The organism is Ruminococcus sp. FMBCY1 (assembly GCF_023921805.1).
Taxonomy (GTDB): domain Bacteria; phylum Bacillota; class Clostridia; order Oscillospirales; family Acutalibacteraceae; genus Ruminococcoides; species Ruminococcoides intestinale_A.
On record NZ_CP074197.1, the window covers coordinates 1,109,609 to 1,126,404 of the forward strand.

General features: G+C 39.8%; 18 protein-coding genes. 1 reads left to right on the forward strand and 17 read right to left on the reverse strand.

What is annotated here, in order from left to right; genetic code table 11:
* Positions 1–9: 9 nt before the first annotated feature.
* The 13 genes from KGF34_RS05360 to KGF34_RS05420 form a co-directional block, all read right to left on the reverse strand.
* Positions 10–1,380: an ABC transporter permease gene (locus tag KGF34_RS05360; RefSeq protein ID WP_252560144.1), complete on the reverse strand. Its 1,371-nt coding sequence runs from the start codon at positions 1,378–1,380 to the stop codon at positions 10–12.
* 366 nt (positions 1,381–1,746) lie between these two features.
* Positions 1,747–3,438 carry a GTP-binding protein gene (locus tag KGF34_RS05365; protein ID WP_252560145.1) on the reverse strand — a complete coding sequence of 564 codons (1,692 nt, stop codon included), beginning with the start codon at positions 3,436–3,438 and terminating at the stop codon, positions 1,747–1,749.
* Positions 3,438–4,337: a sulfate adenylyltransferase subunit CysD gene (gene cysD, locus KGF34_RS05370; RefSeq protein WP_252560146.1), complete on the reverse strand. Its 900-nt coding sequence runs from the start codon at positions 4,335–4,337 to the stop codon at positions 3,438–3,440. Before cysD ends, KGF34_RS05365 begins: the two co-directional genes overlap by 1 nt.
* A gap of 12 nt (positions 4,338–4,349) precedes the next feature.
* The gene (locus KGF34_RS05375) at positions 4,350–4,664 is read right to left on the reverse strand and encodes a ferredoxin family protein (RefSeq protein ID WP_252560147.1); all 315 of its coding nucleotides are present in this window, start codon (positions 4,662–4,664) and stop codon (positions 4,350–4,352) included.
* Positions 4,648–6,330: an adenylyl-sulfate reductase subunit alpha gene (locus KGF34_RS05380; RefSeq protein WP_252560148.1), complete on the reverse strand. Its 1,683-nt coding sequence runs from the start codon at positions 6,328–6,330 to the stop codon at positions 4,648–4,650. The genes KGF34_RS05375 and KGF34_RS05380 overlap by 17 nt, the downstream gene beginning before the upstream one ends.
* Before the next feature lie 38 nt (positions 6,331–6,368).
* On the reverse strand, positions 6,369–7,280 hold the full coding sequence (locus KGF34_RS05385) for an FAD-dependent oxidoreductase (protein ID WP_252560149.1): 912 nt from the start codon (positions 7,278–7,280) through the stop codon (positions 6,369–6,371).
* A 15-nt stretch (positions 7,281–7,295) separates the two neighbouring features.
* The gene (locus KGF34_RS05390) at positions 7,296–7,706 is read right to left on the reverse strand and encodes a M67 family metallopeptidase (protein ID WP_178586222.1); all 411 of its coding nucleotides are present in this window, start codon (positions 7,704–7,706) and stop codon (positions 7,296–7,298) included.
* Complete coding sequence (gene thiF / locus KGF34_RS05395; RefSeq protein ID WP_022235257.1) at positions 7,703–8,515, reverse strand: thiazole biosynthesis adenylyltransferase ThiF; 813 nt, start codon at positions 8,513–8,515, stop codon at positions 7,703–7,705. Before thiF ends, KGF34_RS05390 begins: the two co-directional genes overlap by 4 nt.
* Positions 8,515–8,721: a sulfur carrier protein ThiS gene (thiS, locus tag KGF34_RS05400; protein ID WP_022235256.1), complete on the reverse strand. Its 207-nt coding sequence runs from the start codon at positions 8,719–8,721 to the stop codon at positions 8,515–8,517. Before thiS ends, thiF begins: the two co-directional genes overlap by 1 nt.
* Before the next feature lie 13 nt (positions 8,722–8,734).
* Entirely contained in the window at positions 8,735–9,052 is a 318-nt protein-coding gene (gene trxA / locus KGF34_RS05405; RefSeq protein WP_117704918.1) for a thioredoxin, read from the reverse strand.
* The gene (locus tag KGF34_RS05410; protein ID WP_249376662.1) at positions 9,053–9,298 is read right to left on the reverse strand and encodes a sulfurtransferase TusA family protein; all 246 of its coding nucleotides are present in this window, start codon (positions 9,296–9,298) and stop codon (positions 9,053–9,055) included. It lies immediately after the preceding gene.
* Positions 9,291–10,151, reverse strand: a complete 861-nt coding sequence (locus KGF34_RS05415) for a 4Fe-4S binding protein (RefSeq protein WP_252560150.1) — start codon at positions 10,149–10,151, stop codon at positions 9,291–9,293. Before KGF34_RS05415 ends, KGF34_RS05410 begins: the two co-directional genes overlap by 8 nt.
* A gap of 16 nt (positions 10,152–10,167) precedes the next feature.
* Positions 10,168–11,400 (reverse strand): aminotransferase class I/II-fold pyridoxal phosphate-dependent enzyme, encoded by a 1,233-nt coding sequence (locus KGF34_RS05420; protein WP_252560151.1) that lies wholly within the window; start codon positions 11,398–11,400, stop codon positions 10,168–10,170.
* A gap of 305 nt (positions 11,401–11,705) precedes the next feature.
* Here KGF34_RS05420 and KGF34_RS05425 point away from each other — a divergent pair, with 305 nt between their 5' ends.
* The gene (locus KGF34_RS05425) at positions 11,706–12,149 is read left to right on the forward strand and encodes an Rrf2 family transcriptional regulator (protein ID WP_252560152.1); all 444 of its coding nucleotides are present in this window, start codon (positions 11,706–11,708) and stop codon (positions 12,147–12,149) included.
* Positions 12,150–12,204: 55 nt separating this feature from the next.
* On the opposite strand, the gene hemL is transcribed toward KGF34_RS05425, so the two are convergent.
* The 4 genes from hemL to hemC are packed head-to-tail and all read right to left on the reverse strand — an operon-like array spanning position 12,205 to position 16,795.
* On the reverse strand, positions 12,205–13,467 hold the full coding sequence (gene hemL, locus KGF34_RS05430) for a glutamate-1-semialdehyde 2,1-aminomutase (protein ID WP_186935155.1): 1,263 nt from the start codon (positions 13,465–13,467) through the stop codon (positions 12,205–12,207).
* A 12-nt stretch (positions 13,468–13,479) separates the two neighbouring features.
* Positions 13,480–14,451, reverse strand: coding sequence for a porphobilinogen synthase (gene hemB, locus KGF34_RS05435; protein WP_252560153.1), 972 nt, complete (start codon positions 14,449–14,451; stop codon positions 13,480–13,482).
* Positions 14,451–15,935 carry a uroporphyrinogen-III C-methyltransferase gene (gene cobA / locus KGF34_RS05440; RefSeq protein ID WP_252560154.1) on the reverse strand — a complete coding sequence of 495 codons (1,485 nt, stop codon included), beginning with the start codon at positions 15,933–15,935 and terminating at the stop codon, positions 14,451–14,453. Before cobA ends, hemB begins: the two co-directional genes overlap by 1 nt.
* Positions 15,932–16,795, reverse strand: a complete 864-nt coding sequence (gene hemC / locus KGF34_RS05445; protein WP_252560155.1) for a hydroxymethylbilane synthase — start codon at positions 16,793–16,795, stop codon at positions 15,932–15,934. Before hemC ends, cobA begins: the two co-directional genes overlap by 4 nt.
* Position 16,796: the final 1 nt, after the last annotated feature.

Genomic DNA, 16,796 nt, shown 5'->3' on the forward strand with positions numbered 1-16,796 from the left:
TCGTTTAATTTAATTCATAGCGTCCTTTGGCTGTATTTTATTAATTTTGCAGAGTGAAATAAGCTGACATATAAGCGGAACAACAACTGCCAAAGCCAATGAAACGGCAAGGAAAATCAGGTAATCAGTCCAATTTACAACATACAAACGATTTATATATGTATCATGATTAAACATAAAATTCATAACCGCAATTACCAATGCTGAAATAACCGCACCTATAGCACAGCCCCTTATTGTAAGAATCAACTGTTCAAAATACATACATTTAAATATCTGACTGTTTTTATAACCTATAGCTTTCAGCAAACCGATTTCACCCTTTCTGTTAAGCAGAGAAAGCACCGTCGATTGTATAAGAATAACAACACACAGTATAAGCGATGCCGAAATCATAAAAACACTTAATATTTTGAAAACTTTTGATAATTTAACCGTTTCCTCCTGTATTCCGAGTTCGGGGTCGGAAAATACAAAATACCCTGCCTCATTAAGTTCATTACACAACGGTACTATGTTATCGTAATCATCAACGACTATAAAGTGATCGTGCAAAGACGGGGTCTTGTACCAATGCACGGCATTTGACCTTTCATCATTCAAATCTATTATTGAAGCGTCAAAAGCGTCTTGAATTATCTGCACCCCCGTATCCTCCGAAACAAATATATGGTTATAATAGCCCTTAGTTGTAGGCTCTGAATAATACACACCCACAACTTTCAACTTATATTCAATTGCAGGCAAATACATAGTTTTATTTTCATACATTGCCAATTCAGGGTCGATATTATAAAAAACTTCAAGTCCGTCACCATTCGAAGGCGTTACTGTAATTGTTTTTCCGATAAGACTTTCGCCGTCTATATAATTAAGGTCAGAATCAGTGTTTTCATATTCAAAAGGATAAAAAAGACTTGGTATTATACAACTGTACACGGGACTTTCATCAAGACTTTTTCCTGCCATTACATCCATTTTTTCATCGCCTATCAACGGATATAAATTTAAACTGCCTTTTAAATCTTCGTTGCCTTTATAAAAATCTTTATATTCGCCGTTTTCGTCACTTACATCAACTACATCCATATACTGATTTATTATTCCCTTAAGTTCGTATATATCTTCCACATGGTCAAAAGACATTAACTTGCTCTTTAATTCGTCGGTAACGGCACCATTGTCTATCGGACTGAAAGTAATCATTCTCGCACGAATATCATTTTTATAATCAGTTACGGCTCTGTTAATTGTTACGGCATAACTTGAAATCAATGTAAGGGAAATAACAAGTATAACCATAAAAGCTGTAATAAATATACTCTTTCGATTACCTTTGATATTTGCTTTTGCCAAGAAATTAATATTTTTTATCTTCATTACTTTTCACCCATAAATAAATCTGTGTAATATTTGCATATAAAATATAAAGTTAATACAATTTTATAATATCATTAACGATTATTTTTGTCAATTAAATTTCGACATATACATCAATTTTACAAAAAACGACAGTGTATGAAATAAAAATCACACACTGTCGTATATTTGTCTTTTTAATTTATTCTGCAATTGTTTTCACAAAGAATATAAAATAAATCAGGTGACAAAGCCATACTATCGCTAAAATTATGCACGGTACGATTATACCTTTTATCATAATTATTACAAAGCCGAATGTCATCAGCACAGTAACAGACGCAAAACTCAAATTCGTTTTACATCTGTTTTTATGTATTGTGGTTATTATAGCTTTTGAATTACAATTTTTCTGTATGTATTAAACTTTACCCATTTTGCAAAGAATTTTGAATCGTTAATATCTTCAAGATTTTTGTATTCGTCAAGCATTGTTTTGATTTTTTCATCGCTGTCTGCAAGAATCTCAAAACCCCTGCCGTTGATAACAGGCACAGCGCTGTATTTGTAATCATCTGCATGAGTAATTGCAGTAACCACCTTATTGCGAACGCTTACCGCAACAAGATCACGAAGTACAATAATATCAAAGCTGTCAGGATATGAGTAGCTGTCGCCGCTTGTCGGAATTTCGTCACCGACAGTGTAAGTTTCTCTTACAGGCTGATATTTAAGTACATTAAGGCTTGTGGTATCATAGTAGAATTCTTCAAAAATATCTCCTCTTGCCTCAAGCTCGCCGTTTTTGAACGAAGCTTTTTCAGAACCCGATACGCCTTTCTGACTTACCTTTTCAACCACACCGCATGCCGAAGTCATATTCGTTACACGATTTATAAGTATAAGTTCACCCAAAGTTTTGTGAGCAGAGAACAAGTCGGCAACAATCGGCTCGGTAAGTAAAAGATTACATACCGCAATACCGTTTTTATTTAAAGCATCTGCCTTGATATGCTCGCCTGTATTTACATCAACAGCATATTCAATACCTGTAATAATACCGCTGATTGTCTTTGTACCGAGTTTTACAAGATAATCTGTACCGACCGCAAGAGGTTCGTCGTCCATCCAGAGAATTGATACATTAAGTTTCTGATAAGACGCAAGTTTTGTGTCCTTTGCAATTACACAGCCTCTTGACACATCAACTTCTTTATCAAGTGTAATTGTAACAGGCTGACCCTTAAATGCGGTTTTTACATCTTTGCCTGCCGCAAGCAACTGCTTAACCTTAGCTTTTTCGTTGCTTGGCAATGCAATGATTTCATCGCCTACATTTATACTGCCCGACTCAATCTGTCCCTGAAAACCTCTGAATGTGTGATCGGGACGGCAAACTCTTTGAACAGGCATATAAAAGCCCTCTTCCTCCTCTGATGCTGATACATCAACCTTTTCGAGGTATTCAAGGAGCGGCACTCCGTTATACCAGGGAATATTCTTTGACTTTACAGTTACATTGTCGCCCTCTGTGGCAGAAAGCGGAATAATGTAGATATTTTCAAGAGAAAGCTCTTTTTTAAGCTCGTCAATCTGTGCTACGATTTCATTAAAACGCTGTTCACTGTAATTTACAAGGTCCATTTTATTTACCGCAAAAACAAAATGTCTTATACCCATAAGTTTGCAGATTCTTGCGTGTCTTCTTGTCTGCACAAGTACACCCTGAGATGCGTCTATAAGAATTACGGCGAGGTCTGCAAAAGACGCACCTACCGCCATATTTCTTGTATATTCCTCATGGCCGGGGGTATCGGCTACAATAAAACTTCTGTTATCGGTTGTAAAATAACGGTAAGCAACATCTATTGTGATGCCCTGTTCACGCTCTGCCATAAGACCGTCAAGCAAAAGCGAATAGTCAATGTCACCGTTACGGCTGCCTAACTTACTGTCAAGCTCAAGAGCTTTTTCCTGGTCGGCGTAAATTAACTTTGCATCATACAGAATATGACCTATAAGTGTAGATTTACCGTCATCCACACTTCCGCAGGTAATAAACTTCAATAAACCTTTCATTAGAAATAGCCCTCCCTTTTTCTGCGTTCCATACTTCCTGCCGCCTCGTTGTCAATAACTCTTGAGGTACGCTCGGAAGACACAGAGCTTAAAGTTTCGTCAATGATTTCGTCAAGGGTAGTTGCGGTTGATTCAATACCGCCTGTAAGAGGATAACAGCCAAGGGTTCTGAAACGAACCGACTTGTACTCCGGTACTTCACCCTCTTTGAGCGGGAATCTGTCATCGTCAACCATTATAATATTGCCGTCACGATATACAACAGGTCTTTTCGCCGCAAAATAAAGCGGAACAATATCTATATTTTCTCTCTTTATGTACTGCCAGATGTCTTTTTCTGTCCAGTTTGAAATTGGGAAAACTCTTATGCTTTCGCCCTTGTTGATTTTAGTGTTGTAAAGTTTCCACATCTCGGGACGCTGATTTTTAGGGTCCCAAGCCTGCGCCTGATTTCTGAAAGAGAAAATTCTCTCTTTTGCTCTTGACTTTTCTTCATCTCGTCTGCCGCCGCCGAATGCCGCTGTAAAGCCGTACTTTGTAAGTGCCTGCTTTAAAGCCTGTGTTTTCATAATATCCGTATAAGCAGCGCCGTGGTCAAACGGATTGATACCCTGCTTTATTCCCTCTTCGTTGGAATAAACAATCATCTCAATGCCAAGTTTTTTTGCTGTATCGTCACGGAATTTAATCATATCTTTAAACTTCCATGTAGTGTCTATGTGCATAAACGGGAACGGCGGCTTTTCAGGGTAAAAAGCCTTCATTGCGAGGTGGAGCATAACAGAGCTGTCCTTGCCTATTGAATAGAGCATAACAGGCTTTTCGCACTCTGCGGCTACCTCTCTGATTATATATATAGCCTCTGCTTCAAGCTCATCTAAATGTGAAAGCTGACTCATTCTTATTCCTCCTCAGTACTTATTCGATTCCTTTTGGTTAATATCTATCTTAATGGTTTCACCCTCGGGCTTGTCAATCATCCAACTAAGTATATCGCCCTTTTTCTCGGTATGAACAAGACTGCCCATACCGCCGATATCTGCACCAAGATAAAAGCTGATTGCATATGCAGGACATTCCTTAATACATGAAGTACAGCCCCAGCAATCTTTCGGATACTTTATGTAAGCACGGTTGTCACTGTCAAGCTTTATAAGACTGCCGGGACATACATTTCGGCATCTTCCGCAGCCTATGCACTTCTGCTTGTCAATCGCAATGCTCATAGCTTTTACCTCCCTCTACCAAATCTCGGATAATTATTTTAATTTCGCCGTTTTCGAGGCGTGAATTTACATATTTATTAAAGTTTTTGTCATCCTTATTCGGATAATCAAGGTTTTCCGCAAAGCTGTGCCAACGGGTTTCCTTTCTTGCCTTTAAGTGAGCAATTACACTTCTGCAAACCGTAAGTCTTTCCCTAAGCTCGTAAATATACATAAGCTCCTGAAAATCTTCCGCATATAAACTGCCTGAAAGTTTAATAAGCTGTTTGATTTTGTAGTCTGCAATATCAAGCTGTTTTTCGTTAAAACGGTAGTTTGTTTTTATACCGCCTGCATAGCTGTCCATTACAGTCTGCATTGCCTCTTCAAGCTGTTCCGTTGTATAACGGGTATCTTTTTTTGTTAAAAATTCTCCAACTTCGGCAATGTGCTTATCGGTTATTTCATCTTCAAGCTGCGGTGCTTGTGTATGATTGTTCACATACTCAATAGCCGACATACCTGCGATTTCACCCTCTGCAAGTGCACCTGTTACATACTTCTGCGGGCAACCGCCTGCAACATCACCGCCTGCAAACAATCCGTCAATTGTTGTGGCTCTTTTGGTATCAACCCAATAGCCGCTCGCTGTGTGACCGCCGACAATATACGGTTCCGTTCCCTCAATCTCAACATTTTGCTGTGACGGGTTCTTGCCGCTTTCTATCCACTTAATTGTCTGTGACGGCGCCATATTAAGATAAGCCTTTAACAGCGATTCGTCCTGCTCGGTCGTTATACCCTCTGTACGAAGATAGCACGGACCTCTGCCCTCTTGGTTTTCGTTTACTGTGCCGTAAACTCGCTGTGAAGTTGTAAGTCCGTAGTTGGTTTCATATACCTCGCCGAGCGAATTTACCTGTTTTGCGCCGACGCCCTGTGCAAGTGTACCTGTCGGAGCGATGGTGTCTTTACAGCGAAGTGCGATAAAGCGCATTTCAAATGTTGTCATCTCCGCACCCGCATTAATGCCCATTGCATAGCCTGCGCCAGTATTAAACGGAGGATACCACATTTTGTGTCTTGAAAAGCCCGGATTATTCGGCTTGTAAAGACCTGCCGCACCGCCTGTGGCAACGATTACGGCTTTTGCTTCTATTATGTAAAATGTATCGTTTTCAATGCCTATACCGTAAGCACCGTTGATTTTATTGTTTTTTACGGCAAAATCTGTAATGTTTACTCTGTTGAGGATTTCAACATTCTTTGTTTTTTCAACAGCCGAGGCAAGAATAGGTTTAATGTTTTCACCGTTTATTTTAAGGTTTCTATTACCCCTTGTAACATACTTACCGTTTTCATCCTTTAAAATAACAAGACCTAACTTTTCAAGCCTATCCGTTACCTCATTCAGCTTTTCGGACATTGTAAGGAGTAAATCTTCTCTTACAATTCCGTCGGCATCTTTTTTTGCGTAATCAACATAATCCTGCGGCTTTCTTCCCTCAACGATGTATGCGTTAAGAGCGTTTACTCCTGCCGCAAGACATCCGCTGCGCTTGATGTGTGCCTTTTCGCAAATTAAAACTTTTTTATCTGAATTTTCTGAAATAGTGAGTGCGGCATAACAGCCTGCTGTACCTCCGCCTATTATCAGAATATCTGTACTTAATTTTTCAATTTTCATAGGCTGCCTCTCCCTTTTACACTCACCTTATTTTCATATCATTTTATTTTTTCAAGATAATCTTCCGCAGATAATACGCAATTAGCACCGTCCGATACAGCTGTTACAACCTGTCTTAACTTTTTGGTACGAACATCACCTGCAACAAATATTCCGTTTGCCGAAGTTACTCCGTCCTCATTTGCAACAATATAGCCGTTATTGTCAACTTCAACCAAATCCCTAAGAATTGCCGAATTAGGCACACTGCCGACTGCAACAAAAACGCCGTCAACTTTGATTTCGGCTTCTGCGCCGTTTTTATCAACTGTAATCGACTCAACCTTATTACTGCCGTTAATCTTTTTTATCTGCGAATTAAGCAATATTTCTACATTAGAAATATTTTCAACTTTTTGCTGTAAGGTTTTATTGGCTCTGAATTTATCTCTGCGATGAATAAGATAAACTTTTTTCGCAAACTTTGAAAGCAAAGCCGCATCGCCAAGTGCGGTATCTCCGCCGCCTGCAACAGCTGTGATTTTATCTTTATAAAATGCAGCGTCACAAACTGCGCAATACGATACTCCTCTGCCCGAAAACTCTTTTTCACCCTCAACCTGAAGTTTTCTGCGTTCCGTACCGACCGCATAAATTACAGTGTGAGTTTCTAATGAATTTCCGTTGTCAAGTTCAATGCTGTAATCAGTTGTGTTTTTGCTGATTTTAACAGCCTCTCCCTCTATAAATTCAGTACCGAGGCTTTCTGCGTGTGATCTGAACTTTTCGCCCAAATCAAAGCCGTTTTCGCCGTATAATCCCGGGTAATTATCTACACGCTCGCTTTCTGAAATCTGACCTGTGCCAAGGTAGTTTTTCTCAACCACAACTGCCTTAAGTCCTGCTCGTTGAGCATAAATTGCCGAAGAAAGTCCTGCCGGACCGCTTCCGATAATAACTATGTCGTACATAATTTCCCTCCTTGTTTAGTAAATAACCAATTCTTCCTTTTCTGAAGCTGTGCCGTTGATTTTAAATGAATTTAGCACGGGATTTTCTCTGTCCATAAGTGACAAAATCATATAGCTTGCCTTGCTGTCATATGCAAGTCGCTTGTCCTCATCCGACGGTCTTGACGGAGATTCGGGATGTGAATGCCAGTTACCGAGCGGTACAAAACCGTTCTGTCGCATATCCTTTACCGCCGCAAGCTGTTCCTTTGGGTCAAGCGAAAAATGCTCGTTTGAATGGTCGATGTTTGAAAGAAGATAAACTTTTTTAATCTCCTTGTTTTCGCCGTCAACCGTACCCGCAATCAATCCGCAAGCCTCGTTAGGCAGCTCACTTTCTGCGTGAGCCACAATTTTATTATAATCAGCTTTTGATAATTTAATCATAAATGAACACCGTCACATTCTGCCTGTTCGTAATCTATAAGCTCGGTAATTGTAGGATGATCACCGCAAACCGCACAATTATGTGTATTTGACGGAAGTTTTATCTTACGAAATTCCATTTTGAGTGCATCGTATGTAAGTAAATATCCTGTGAGTAAATCACCCTTGCCGAGAATATACTTAATAGCCTCCATTGCCTGCAAACTGCCGATAACACCGCCCATTGCTCCGATTACACCCGCTTGCTTACAAGTAGGAACTGCGTCCTTTGGCGGTGGGTTTTTAAATACACAACGGTAGCAAGGACCTTCACCGGGCACATATGTCATAAGCTGTCCCTGAAATCTGATAATACCTGCGTGTGAAAAAGGTTTTTTAGCCATTACGCAAGCGTCATTTATAAGAAACTTTGCCGGGAAATTATCGGTACCGTCAATGATGAAATCGTAATCTTTGATAAGGTCCATAATATTTTCACTTGTAACAAAGGTATGGTAAGTTTTTACCGTAACATCGGGATTCATAGCCTCCATAGTTTCCTTTGCCGATTCTACCTTTGGCTTGCCTACATCTTTTGTAGCGTGAATAATCTGGCGCTGAAGATTTGAAAGGTCAACCTCGTCAGCATCGGCAATACCGATTGTACCGATACCGGCAGCGGCAAGATACATTGCTACTGGTGCACCGAGTCCGCCTGCACCGATTATAAGCACTTTTGCGTTAAGCAACTTTTTCTGTCCCTTTGCACCAACCTCTTTGAGAATGATGTGACGGGAATAACGCTCAAGCTGTTCGTTAGTAAATGCCATTACTGACCGCCTCCCATGAAATAAAGAAATTCAACTACATCGCCGTCCTTGAGTACGGTTTCTTCAAAAGTACCGCTTGCAAGAAATTCGTCGTTTACACTTACTGTTACATACTCCGGTGTTTCTACATCTTCGTCAATAATAAGCTGTGCTACTGTAAGTCCTTCTGCTACTTCTTTTTTATTACCTGCAACTGTGATTGTCATAATAATAACCCCTTTAAACTGATTTTTCAATAACTTCTTTAATTTCTGCTTGTTTTACTGCGCCTCGCAGTCTTGAAACCTCTTCGCCGTTTTTAAAAAATACCAAAGTCGGCGCTGCCTGTACCTCGTATTTTTCGGCAAGCTCTGAATCAAAATTTATATTGATTTTAACAATTTTGAGCTTTTCGGCATATTCTTCTTCAAGTGCGAAAAGTACCGGTGAAAGTCTTTTACAAGGCACACAGCTGTCTGAATAAAAATCAGCGAGTACAGTTTTATCTGCCTGTAAAACTTCTTTTTCAAAATTGTCTTTACTGATTCTTGTCGGCATTTAATCACCAACCTTTTTAACTATAAGATTATAAGTACCGTCCTCGTTATCAATGAGTTTTAAAATTTTGTGACCCTCTTCCTTGATACTTCTCGGAACATTCTGTACAGGTTCACCGTCATTCATTTTAACACTTAAAATCTGACCGTCGTCAAGCTCCTCAAGAGCAACCTTTGCCTTAACAAATGTTGTCGGGCAGACAACATCGGTAATATCTACTGTATCGTCAATAATAAAATCAGCCATTGTATGCCTCCAATATCTTCTCTTCAAATTTTTCTCTGCCTACTCTGTCGATTGTGAACTTAAAGCGTTCGCTCGGCTTTGCATTTTCTTCAAAGAAATTAACAGCCGCATCACAGATTTTCAAAAGTTTTTCTTTATCTTCAACAAAAGGAATGATTGTTTCACCTTTGTTAATTGAGTTGCCGAAAAGTCCGCCGAATGAAACTATGTAACCGTGAACGGTATCCCAAGCGTCGGTCGGGCAAGCCTTATAGCATCTTCCGCAGAAATTACATTTTGACTTGTCAACGGAAATTTTTCCGTCCTCAAGAGTGATAGCACCCTGTCGGCAAGCCTTTACGCAAACGCCGCAACCTATACAGTCACTTTCTCTCCAGTCAACCTTTATTCCGCCCTTAATTCCCAGGTCGTTTTCCTCTGACTTAAGGCAGTTGTTCTGACATCCTGTAATACCGAATTTAAATTTATGCGGAAGTTCTTTTGCAAAATATCTGTCGTCAAGTTCTTTTGCAAGTGAATATGTATCAATACAACCGCTCGGGCAAATTGCCTGTCCCTGACAAGCTGTAATTGTTCTTACTCTCGGACCGCATACACCGGGTTCAACATCGCCCTCGGCAAGTGCCGCCTTTACATTTTCAACATCGTCAAGTTTAATAAACGGAATTTCAACACTTTGTCTTGAGGTAAGATGCACATAGCCGTCACCGAAATTTTCTGCTACTTCTGCAATCTTGGCAAGTTGTTTTGCCGTAAGATTTCCGCCTACCACTCTTAAACGAAGGGAAAAATTATCTTTTTGTTTTTGGCGCATAAATCCGCCTTTTTTAAATGTTGAATAATCAACTGCCATTGTGAATCCCCCAAAACTAATTGTTTATTTTACTTATTGCATTTCCGAAGTCCTCAATCAGATCTGCAATGTCCTCTATACCGACGCTGATTCGGATTGTATCGTCAAACACACCTGCGTTCTCTTTCTGCTGTTCTGTACTGTGTGCGTAAATTGTGCTTGACGGATGAATTACCAATGTTCGTGTGTCACCGATATTTGTAGCGTTGGTTGCAAACTTCAAATTATTTATAAGTTCAAAGGCTTTTTCTTTACTGCCGGCTCTTATTGTAAGAATCGCACCGCCTTTGCCTTTTAAAAGTTTTTGTGTAAGTGCGTAATACTCTGAACTTTCAAGTGCCGGGTAATTAACCTCAATATCTTTACAGGTTTCAAAAAATTGTGCAAGTTTCAATGCGTTGCTGCAAAGACACTCCATTCTCAGTCCCAATGTTTCAAGACCGACAGAATTTAAAAATGCATTAAACGGAGCAAGACAACAACCGAAGTTTCGCCATATACCGTTTCGCAGTTTTGCAAGATACGAAAGTTTACCGTATTTTTTGTATTCTTTCATACCTTTGAATTTCTCTGTATCCCATTCAAATTTACCGCTGTCAATTATTATACCGCTGATTGCGTTTCCGCCGCCGTTAATATACTTTGAAGTTGAATGAACAACAATGTCAGCACCGAAATCAATCGGGTGAACAAGATACGGTGTTGCCGTGATGCTGTCTATAATAAGAGGTATATTGTATCTGTGTGCAAGATTTGATACTGCCTCAATATCCACAATATCGAGTTTCGGATTGCCGATAAGTTCCGCAAACACTGCTCTTGTGCGCTCGTTGATAAGCGGTTCAACATTCTGCGGTGTAACCTCGTCTGCAAAGTGAGCGGTTATGCCGAATGCCTCCAAATCCTTTAACAAATCAATAGTTCCGCCAAAAAGACCTGCGCCTACTATTATTTCGTCACCGGACTCCAATATATTAAGAAGTGCCATTGTAACTGCTGCCATACCTGACGAACACGCAACAGCACCTGAACCGTTTTCAAGGGCGGCAATTCTTGCCTCAAAAGAAGCCACCGTAGGATTGCCTATTCTTGAATAAGCATATCCGGGCGCTTTGTTGTTGAACACTTTTTCAAGCTGTTCGGCAGAGCTGTGCGAAAAAGCACTTACCTGATAAATAGGAGTCATAGTAGAGCCCGACGCCTTATCACCGCTAAAATTTTTGTGCAATAACGCTGTATTAAACTCCATAAGCTTCCCATCCCTTTTAAATCATATTTGCTTAGTCAATGCTTATCCTGCAAAAGCTTATCTGCAAGATGATACTGTAGATTATAACGCATTTAACTTAGTATTTCAATAGGTTTTGTAGGATTTTCCCTGTTTTACAAATTTTATTCCATATTATTCTAAAATCTGTCATTATATACAATACATATTTATTTGGTAAGTATTGATTTTTTCCTTAAAAAATGTTAATCTATATTTAATACGCTTAGTCAGGCATATTCTGCTCCAAAACAGGCTTTTCTTCTGTATAAGGGGCTGATTATTAATTGAAAATATCAACAAAAGTTGAATTTGGCATTATGGCGATAATCGACATAGCGGTTTATTCTCAAAACGGCTGTTCGGTCACCGCTCCCGATATTGCCAAAAGGCACAATATATCTAAAAAATATCTTGAACAAATACTGCCGTCCCTCACCTCTGCAAACCTTATTCGTGGACAAAAGGGACTTAACGGCGGTTATGTAGTTGCAAGAGATTTGAGTAAAATTACTTTTAAAGACATATTAAACGCTCTTGACACAAGGGTGCTTAATGATGTTTATTTTGACAGCAGAGATAAAAACGATATGATGACGGAACTTATAAACGACAGATTGTGGAGCGCAATGTCATCATACCTGCAAAACTATGCCGAAAGTATAACTCTGGCAGAAATTACGGAACATTACAAACAAAACGAAATTATTGCACAGGCTAAGGCTGTGTAATAAAGAAAAAAAGTGCAGCAAGATTATAGAATTGCTGCACTTTTTCTTTTCGTTATTATTCTAAACTTTTGATTGCATTGATTGTTTTATCTATATCCTCATCGGTATGTGCAAACGAAACAAACATTGCCTCAAACTGTGACGGAGCTGTATATATTCCGTTGTCCTGCATATGTCTGAAATATTCGGCAAATCGGGCAGTATCGGCAGTTTTGGCTGTATCATAATCTTTTACCTTTTCATTGGTAAAGAAAACCGTCATAATTGAACCTACACGATTCACATTCATTCCCGATTCTTGCATGGCATTTTCAAGCTGCAATGAAATTTTCTCAAGCCTTGTATAAATTTCAGCTTCGTTTTCCTCAAGGATTTTTAAGGTTTCAATTCCCGCACTTACGGCAACGGGATTACCTGAAAGTGTGCCTGCCTGATACACCGAACCGAGCGGAGCAACGCACTGCATAACTTCTTTTTTACCGCCGTACACAGCCAAAGGCATACCTCCGCCTACAATTTTGCCAAGTGTGGTAAGGTCTGGTTTAACATTGTAATATTTTTGAGCACCGCCAATGCTAAGTCGAAAACCCGTAATAACTTCGTCAAAAATAAGCAGAGAATTATATTTTAGCGTAATATCTCTCAAAAACCGTAAAAAGCCCTCCTGCGGCGGTACAACACCCATATTGGCGGCACAAGGCTCTACAATAACGCAGGCAATATCATCACCGTGCTCCTCAAAAAGTTTTTCTACCGACTCTTTATTATTGTATTTTGCAAGCAGGGTATTATCCGTATATCCTTTAGGAACACCTGCACTGTCGGGGATAGAATTGGTAAGAAGTCCTGAACCCGATTTTACAAGCAGACCGTCCGAATGACCGTGATAGCAACCCTCAAACTTAACTATTTTATCTCTCTTTGTATAACCCCTTGCGGCACGGATTGCACTCATAACCGCCTCTGTACCCGAATTTACAAGTCTTAACATTTCCATTGACGGAAAATGCTTTTTTATAAGTTTTGCAAGTTCGATTTCTCCGCTGTGACAAGCGCCGAATGTAAGTCCTCTTTGACAGGTTTCGGTTACTGCATTTATAACTCTTTCGTTAGCGTGTCCGAGAATATTCGGACCCCATGAGCAAATATAATCGATGTATTCGTTGCCGTCGACATCATAGATTTTTGAACCCTTTGCGTGGTCGATGAACAACGGCGCTCTGCCAACCGCACGGCACGCACGAACAGGGCTGTTTACTCCTCCGGGCATAAAATTTTGAGCTTGGGCATAAAACTTTTCCGAATTTTGAATATTCATTTTTGCCACCTCTTACTTGTAAAATTCGTCAATCCACTTTGCGGCGTCAAGTGCGTGATATGTAATTATAATATCCGCACCCGCCCTTTTCATAGCGATTAGATTTTCGGAAACGACTTTCTTTTCGTCTATCCAACCTTTTTCTGCCGCTGCCTTTACCATCGCATATTCGCCGCTGACATTGTACACTACAAGCGGTAAATCAAAACGCTCTCTTGCGGCTTTTACAACATCAAGATACGCAAGCGCAGGCTTTACCATAACCATATCTGTGCCCTCTTCTATATCGTCTTCAATCTCTCGCAATGCCTCTTTGCCGTTTGCATAGTCCATCTGATAGCTTTTTCTATCGCCGAATTCAGGTGCGGACTCGGCGGCATCTCTGAACGGTGAATAATATGCAGACGCAAACTTTGCACTGTAAGAAAGTATAGGAGTATCTGCAAAGCCGTTTTCATCAAGAGCATTTCTGATTGCAGACACTCTGCCGTCCATCATATCTGACGGAGCAATAATGTCCGCACCTGCCTTTGCAAGGCTTACCGCCATTCTTGAAAGCAGCGGCAGGGTTTCGTCGTTCAATATTTTATGACCGCATACAACACCGCAATGTCCGTGACTTGTATATTCGCAAAGACACACATCGGCAATTATAAGCATTGACGGATATTTAACTTTTATATATCGGATAGCCTGCTGGGTAATTCCGTTTTCGTCATAAGCGCCGCTTGCAAGCTCGTCCTTGTGTTTCGGAATACCGAAAATTAATATTCCCGCAATCGAACTCTCACTTATTTCCGCTAAAATTTCATCTAATCTGTCAAGTGAATACTGATAAACATTTGGCATAGATTCCACGGGCTTTTTTATATTTTCGCCCTCGGCAACAAAAATCGGGTAAATAAGGTCTTTCTTATCTACTCTTGTTTCACGCACAAGACTGCGTATACTTTCATTTGATCTCAGTCGTCTGAATCTTCTCATTAAAAATCACTCTCTTTTTTAACATCTGAAATAATTGTATTGATAATTCCGACTACATCTTTTGTTTTTGCAATTTTGTAATCGGCTATATTGTACTTATGCAAAGCCTTTGCGGTTATCTCGCCAATACAAACAATTTTTGTGTTTTCGCTAACAGCATATCCGCTTTCAAAAAAAGCGTTTACGCCCGAAGAACTTGCAAAGGTTATGTAATCGGAGGTAATAATTCCGCCCTCCGGCTTACTTTCCGACTGAATGTCATAGGTCTTTACATCGTCATAAATTATATTATTGCGACTTAAAATTTCAGTAAGTTCTTTTGAGCCGTTTTCCGCACGCAAAATCAACACACGCTCATTTTTGTTTACCGTATCTGCCAAAAGATTTCCCAAATCCGCAGAAGTATAAACCTTTGGAATAATATCGGCAAAAATGCCGTATTTTTCAAGAATACCCGCTGTTCCGCTGCCGATAACGGCAAATTTTATATTACACAGTTTGCGAACATCAACCTTTAACGCTCTCAATTTTTTAATAAAAATTTCAGCGCCGTTCATACTTGTAAGCACTATGTAATTATAATTATTAACGTTTGAAAGTGCTTTGTCAAGCTGCTCGTTTTGTCGGTATTCCTTTACACTAAGATAATCAATACGGTTGATTCTCGCACCGAGCGACATAAGTTCTCTGCCAAGTTTCGCAGACAATTTATGCGTACCTGTAACCGCAACGGTTTTATTTTTGAGCGGCTTTTCTATTGTAGCGGAAAAGTCAAGCCCCACTGCTTCTCCCACTACGATTATTGCAGGCGGTTCAACTTTGCTTTGCTCTGCAAGACTGCAAATATTTTTTAAAGTACCTCTTACCGTACTTTCCTTTGCATATGCGCCGTTTGACACAATTGCGACAGGCGTATTTTCGCTTTTGCCGTTTTCTGTAAGACCTTTTACAATTTCGGGTAATTTTCTAAGTCCCATTAAAAATACAAGTGTACCGTCAAGTTTTGCGTATTCCCGTATATTTTTCGGTAAGGTATCCTGCGCCGTATGACCTGTGATTATGTGTACACTGCGGCTTAAATTTCTGTGAGTAACAGGAATACCCGCAATTTCGGGAACTGCTATTGCCGAGGAAATACCGGGGATAACTTCATAAGGAATATTGTGACTTTGAAGTGCCTGTACTTCCTCTCCTCCCCTGCCGAAAACGAACGGATCTCCGCCTTTTAGGCGCACAACAGTCTTGCCTTCGTTTGCTTTTGCAATGAGAATTTCGTTTATATTCTCCTGCTTTTCACTATGCTTTCCTGCTCGTTTTCCGACACAAATTTTTTCTGCATTATCCGCATACTCAAGCAACAGCTTGTCGGTAAGGCTGTCATATACAACGACATCGCATTTTTTCAGACAATTCTGTCCACGCAGAGTTATTAAGTCATAATCGCCGCACCCTGCTCCCACAAGATAAACTTTTCCGTTGTTCACAACTCGCTCACCAACCTTTTTGCAAGATTAAACCTGTCTTTAATATCGGCACTGCCCGATATTGTTTTTTTACAATCTGTAGAAATTATAAGCTCTATTTTGCCGTTTGTTACCTTTGAAAAAGCGCCGACAGGCATACCGCAATCTGCGTTTAGCAACTTTGGAATCTGTCTTTCTGTTTCAAATTCAAGCATAGTTTCTGTATGACTAATTTCTTTTAACCTTTCTGAAATCGCACTGCCTGTTTTACTCTCCGCAACTACGATTGCCTGACAAGGCGCAGGGAGAAAATCAGAATATTCAAAAGGTGTTACATCGTATTTTTCACTGTTATAAAGCGACAATCTTTCAAGTCCTGCCGCCGCAAGAATAATTGCGTCATATTCTTTATTAATAAGTTTATTAATTCTTGTGTCAACATTTCCTCTTATATCTTTAATCTGTACAAGCGGATACTGTTTTTTTATAAAGCCACGGCGTCTAAGACTGCCTGTGCCGACAATAAATTTTTCTTCGTTTTTTATCGGCTCATTTTTTCTTGTAACAAGCACATCACGATAATTGCCACGATTTAAAGCAGAGGATATTTCAAGTCCGTCTGCAAGTTCAAGAGGCAGATCTTTTGCGCTGTGCACTGCCATATCTGCCGCTCCGCTTAATAAAGCATTCTCAAGTTCAGAGATAAAAACTCCCTTTCCGCCTATCATTGCAAGCGGTTTATCAAGAATTTTATCTCCTTTTGTTGAAATGCAAACTATTTCTGTATCTATATCGTCAAATCTCTTTTTCAAAGCATTTGCAAACATCTCTGTCTGTGCAAGGGCAAGTTTGCTTTTTCTTGTACCTATTCTTACTTTCATA